4 protein-coding genes are annotated in these 4148 nt (G+C 63.9%); 3 read left to right on the top strand and 1 reads right to left on the bottom strand.

Annotation, left to right across the window (positions count from 1 at the left end; translation table 11 throughout):
• Window positions 1-700, bottom strand: a 700-nt coding sequence (locus QZ609_RS24995; RefSeq protein ID WP_295500703.1) for an ATP-binding cassette domain-containing protein, incomplete at its 3' end; no start/stop codon positions are given.
• A 116-nt stretch (window positions 701-816) separates the two neighbouring features.
• Here QZ609_RS24995 and QZ609_RS24990 point away from each other — a divergent pair.
• The 3 genes from QZ609_RS24990 to QZ609_RS24980 all read left to right on the top strand — a co-directional run bounded on the left by QZ609_RS24990 (window position 817) and on the right by QZ609_RS24980 (window position 3593).
• Entirely contained in the window at window positions 817-1932 is a 1116-nt protein-coding gene (locus QZ609_RS24990) for a winged helix DNA-binding domain-containing protein (RefSeq protein ID WP_295500700.1), read from the top strand.
• Between the two features lie 201 nt (window positions 1933-2133).
• Complete coding sequence (locus QZ609_RS24985; protein ID WP_295500697.1) at window positions 2134-2691, top strand: PAAR domain-containing protein; 558 nt, start codon at window positions 2134-2136, stop codon at window positions 2689-2691.
• The gene (locus QZ609_RS24980; RefSeq protein ID WP_295500695.1) at window positions 2688-3593 is read left to right on the top strand and encodes a DUF6402 family protein; all 906 of its coding nucleotides are present in this window, start codon (window positions 2688-2690) and stop codon (window positions 3591-3593) included. Before QZ609_RS24985 ends, QZ609_RS24980 begins: the two co-directional genes overlap by 4 nt.
• Window positions 3594-4148: the final 555 nt, after the last annotated feature.

The following is a 4148-nucleotide window of genomic DNA, read 5'->3' as shown; positions in this document are numbered from 1 at the left end:
GGTCGAGTTCGAGAATCCACTCGGCGGCGTTGTCGAGGAAGTAGCGGTCGTGGGTGACGGCCACCACGGTGCCCGGGAAGCGCGTGAGGAACTGTTCGAGCCAGTCCACCGATTCTGCATCGAGGTGGTTGGTCGGCTCGTCCAGCAGCAGCATGTCGGGGCGCGACAGCAGCAGCTTGCACAGCGCCACGCGGCGCTTCTCACCGCCCGACAGGTGCTCGATCTTGGCGTCCCACGGCGGCAGGCGCAGCGCGTCAGCGGCGATCTCCAGCTGCAGCTCGATGTTGTCGCCGGCACCGGCGGCGATGATGGCTTCCAGGCGGGCCTGCTCTTCGGCCAGCTTGTCGAAATCCGCATCCGGCTCGGCGTAGGCGACATAGACGGCTTCGAGCTGCTTCTGCGCGGCCATCACCTCGCCCAGGCCGCTCTCGACTTCCTCACGCACGGTCTTGGCCGGATCGAGCTGCGGCTCCTGCGGCAGGTAGCCGATGTTCAGGTTCGGCATCGGCGTGGCTTCGCCCTCGATGTCCTTGTCGAGGCCGGCCATGATCTTGAGCACGGTCGACTTGCCCGAGCCGTTCAGGCCCAGCACGCCAATCTTGGCGCCCGGGAAGAACGACAGCGAGATGTCCTTGAGGATCTGGCGCTTGGGCGGAACGATCTTGCCCACGCGGTTCATGGTGAAAACGTACTGTGCCATGGGGTGATGCGCGTGAAATTGGGAATGCGCGGAGTGTAGCAAAGGCAGGGCCGCCGCCGGGCCCGAACGCGCGGCGTTTGCGGCACAATCGGCCAAATCCGGCTCTGGACAACGGCATGCCCCGCTCATCGACCTCCGCCCCGCTGCTGACGCGCCGTGCGCTGAACCGCGCGCTGCTCGACCGCCAGTTGCTCCTGCGCCGCAGCCGGATGGCGCCGCTGGCCGCCATCGAACGGCTGGTGGCGCTGCAGTCGCAGATTCCGCAGGCGCCGCACTATGGGCTGTGGTCGCGGTTGGCGGGGTTTCGCACGGAGGCGCTCGACCGGCTACTGACCCGTCGCCGTGCCGTGCGCGGCGCGATGATGCGCTGCACATTGCATCTGGCGAGCGCACGCGACTACCTGGCGCTGCGCCCGCTGCTGGACGCGCAGATGCTGCGCCTGGCCTTCAGCGGCCCCGGCAAGGTGGTCGCCGACATCGATCCCGCAGCGCTGCGTGCGGCGGCACGGGCAGCGTTGGCCGACGGCCCGCTCACCGCGGTGCAGTTGGGCGAGTGCCTGCAACCGCTGTGGCCCAAGCACGATGCGGCCGCGCTGGCCCGGGCGATTCCGTTGCTGGAACCGCTGGTGCAGGTGCCGCCGCGCGGCCTGTGGCGCGGCTCCGGTCAAGCGGCACTGGCCACCGTCGCCGACTGGCTGGGCGAAGCCACCGAGCCCGCTGCCACGCCGGAAGCCCTGGTGTTGCGCTACCTCGCCGGCTACGGCCCGGCGTCGGTGGCCGACGCGCAGGCGTGGTCCGGGCTGACACGGCTATCGGCAGCGTTCGAGACACTGCGCCCACAACTGAAGACCTTCGTCGACGAGCACGGCGTCGAGCTGTTCGACCTGCCGCGCGCGCCGCGCCCCGATGCCGAGATGCCGGCACCGGTGCGCTTCCTGCCCGAACTCGACTGCGCGCTGCTGGCGCATGCCGACCGCGCACGCATCCTCGACGACGGCCACCGCAAGGCGATCTACACGAAGAACGGCATCCTGCCGCCGACGCTGCTGATCGACGGCTTCGTCGCCGGCACCTGGAAGCTTGCGACCGAGCGCGAACGGGCCACGCTCACGCTCTCCCCGTTTGCGAGGCTGGCCAAGCGCGACGCGGCTGCGCTGGAGGAGGAAGGCGCGCAGCTGCTGGCCTTTGCCGCCGCCGATTGCAGCACACACGCGATCCGCTTCGCCCAATGAAAAAGGCGCCCGCTAGGGGCGCCTTTCTCGTGCAGCGTGAGGCGAGCCTCAGTGCATCATCATGTTGGCGTTCATGTTGTGCATGACCCACAACGAATGGACGATCACGATCGCCTGGAAGTGTTCGCAAAACCAGAATACGCCGATATCGTCACGGTGGTGGCTTGCGCTAGGTTCTAACGTTTCACCTTTGGAGCCACCATGAGCCATCGAGTACGGATTGCATTGCTCAACGACACCACCACGCGCCGTGGCCGCATTCGCAGCGGCGACCCGCTCTGTAGGAGTTTTGGTGAGCCCACAGCCCTGCTCGGCACGGAAGTCTGGTGCCCCGATTGCAAGCAAGTGGGCAGGATTGTAGAAGGTGCCAGCCTCTGGAAGGTGCGAGGAAAACCCGCTGCGTTCCACGGTAGCCTGATCATCTGCGGCTGTCCGCGTGGCACACACCGTGTGATTGCGCAGCACAGCAACTTCCATGTTGAACTCAAGCCCGGGGAGGGCAGCGCCTACCCCGCGTCACCGACAGTGCGCGCGGCGAGCACGCCGACCGACGCGCTCTTCTGCGCCGCGTTCCAGCTCTGCCACGCCGATCACAAGGCGCCCCTAGCGGATTATCACTATGGACTCGTAAGCAGCGACGGGTCACGCCACACCGGCACCACCGATGCTTCCGGCATCACGGCACGCTTTCGCACCGATACGGCCGGGAGCGTGTCGCTGGCTTATGCCATTCAAGTACGCATTGGGGTCGACGCATGAACCCACTCGTCACGACCAAGCTTGCACCCGAAAGCGGCTACCAACCGACGCGCCACTCCCTGAGCCCGTTACAGCTGAGCGAAATCCCTACTGCGATGGATCGGATGGGGTGGGCGACGGCAGCACGGCTGATGCGGCGGTGGTTTGGTAATCCACCCTATGCAATGAGCAATGCTGTCCGCGCGGGAAAAACCAGTCCGCTGGAATTGTCGCAAGAATATTACGACGATCACATCGTCACCATGGACTGGGCATTGCACTATCCGCGATGTAGCTCGGCCCATGACCGATTGATGCTCAACTGGGCCAACCCCAATGGCGTAGACAGACTCACCAAGTTGCTGAAAAAGCAGGGCTGGCACCCTGGCCTCAGCACTCCTGTCATGTTGGGCTACGACATGCAAACGGGTCAGGCTTACACGACCGCGAGAGCGCTCCATGCAAACTGCCAGACAAACCTGAGCCTCTTTGGTGCGCGCAGCGACGTGCTTGATGACATGTATGGCGCCCTTGGAACTGCCGTGTGCTATCTAGCCGCAGTTGGCCACACCGCGCTGTCCAGCGGCGGGCGCGACATATTCGTCGTTGATCGACTCGGCTGCTATATCCGTGACACCTATGATTTCACCGATGGCGGTCTCGTACCGGAGCCGTTAGGCGTGCGGAGTCGCGATCGTTGCCTGACGAAGGCCGAAACCATGGAATTCATGGCACTCTTGTCCAGTCGTGGCGACAGCCTGTTCGCCGCTTACAGCGAACTGTCCGCGCGGTATCCCGGCTTCGTGCCCGTCTTCAACGGAGACTTTCGACGCTGGCAGGAAGCACAAAATTCCGGGGGGGACTTTCTGGTGTTTTCCGACGTTCGATGGCATCAGCCCGCTATTCGAGAGATACAGCTTTGAACGCCGTATGAAAGTAACAATCGACATCCGATGGAAATGGGTCGTGCTGGCAGGTCTGTTCGCTTGTGTTGTATTCGCACGCTGGGCACCCAAAGGGTTGGGACGCATCGAATCCATTCACAACAGCCCAAACGGCTTCTATCGCGTTGAATTCTGGTCGCCGTCGATTTTTAGCGGTCGGGGCTGGTGGAATGCCGACGTTCCTAGTTTCGTTCGCGTGTACCGCAACAGCACACGCGAGTTGCTTGGCGAGAGCAAGATTTTTGACATGAACGGTAACGGGGCCATCTTATGGCCGCTCCCAGGCAGTCTCACGTTGATGGTCGGCTCTGGCGACGACTCGTACATACTGAATCTCCCGGCTGGATCGCCGCCGGGAGACTATCCGCGGCGAGATGACGAAGGCGCGTCCCGATGCCGGTGCGAGTAAATGCAGCTGACAATCACGATTCGCTGGAAATGGATTGCACTGGCGCTGCTGCTCGCGTGCGTGCTGTTTTTGCGCTGGGCACCCAAAGGGCTGGGGCGCATCGAATCCATTAGCAACAGTCCGAA

The sequence above is a fragment of the uncultured Ralstonia sp. genome (genome assembly GCA_913056305.1).
Taxonomy (GTDB): Bacteria; Pseudomonadota; Gammaproteobacteria; order Burkholderiales; family Burkholderiaceae; genus Ralstonia.
The sequence above is the reverse complement of the archived record's forward strand: the minus strand, read 5'-3'. Positions and strand labels throughout refer to the sequence as shown.